This window comes from Arthrobacter sp. SDTb3-6 (assembly GCF_013376095.1).
GTDB lineage: Bacteria > Actinomycetota > Actinomycetes > Actinomycetales > Micrococcaceae > Specibacter.
This window is the reverse complement of record NZ_JAAMFN010000129.1, coordinates 1-846: the sequence shown is the minus strand read 5'-3', so window position 1 is coordinate 846 and position 846 is coordinate 1. Positions and strand designations below refer to the sequence as shown.

The following is an 846-nucleotide window of genomic DNA, read 5'->3' as shown; positions in this document are numbered from 1 at the left end:
GGTCGCCCCGATCGCCGCGACCAGGCCGGCGTGCGCGTCGGAGGTCATCAGCTTCACCCCGGTCAGACCGCGGGCGACCAGATCACGGAAGAAGCCCAGCCAACCGGCCCCGTCCTCGGCGGAGGAGGCCTGGATGCCCAGGACCTCGCGGTGCCCGTCGGCGTTGACGCCGGTGGCAACCATGGCGTGAATGTTGACTACCCGCCCGCCCTCCCGGACCTTGAGCACGAGAGCGTCGGCGGCGACGAACGTGTACGGGCCCGCATCCAGGGGCCGGGTGCGGAACTCCTCCACCTGCGCGTCCAGGTCCGCGGCCATGACCGAGACCTGGGACTTCGACAGTCGCGTGATGCCGAGGGTCTCGACGAGCTTTTCCATCCGCCGGGTGGAGACCCCAAGCAGGTAGCACGTCGCTACGACCGTCGTCAGCGCGGCCCCGGCCCGACGCCGTCGCTCCAGCAGCCAGTCCGGGAAATAGGACCCTTGCCGGACCTTGGGGATAGCGACGTCCAGGGTCCCGACCCGGGTGTCGAAGTCCCGGTGGCGGTAGCCGTTGCGGGAGTTCGTCCGGGTTTCGGAGCGGGCACCATATTCGGCGCCGCAAACAGCGTCCGCCTCGGCGCTCATCAGCGCGTTGATAAAGGTGGTCAGCATGGATCGCATCAGATCCGGTGATGCCTGCTCAAGCTGTTCTGACAGGAAGCGGGCAGGATCGATAACATGGGGTGCGGTCATCGCGTGGGCTCTCTTTCGAAACGTACTTTGGTAGGTCGTTTCAAGAATCACGCGGTGGCCGCCTTACGTCCGGTAGCAACACGCCCGAGGTGGGCTGTTACACCACGCTAA

1 protein-coding gene is annotated in these 846 nt (G+C 66.5%); it reads right to left on the bottom strand.

The genetic code is table 11. The features are described from left to right. A partial coding sequence (locus G6035_RS19625) for an IS256 family transposase (protein ID WP_176618778.1) occupies positions 1–735 on the bottom strand: 735 nt, incomplete at its 3' end. Between the last annotated feature and the right edge of the window lie 111 nt (positions 736–846).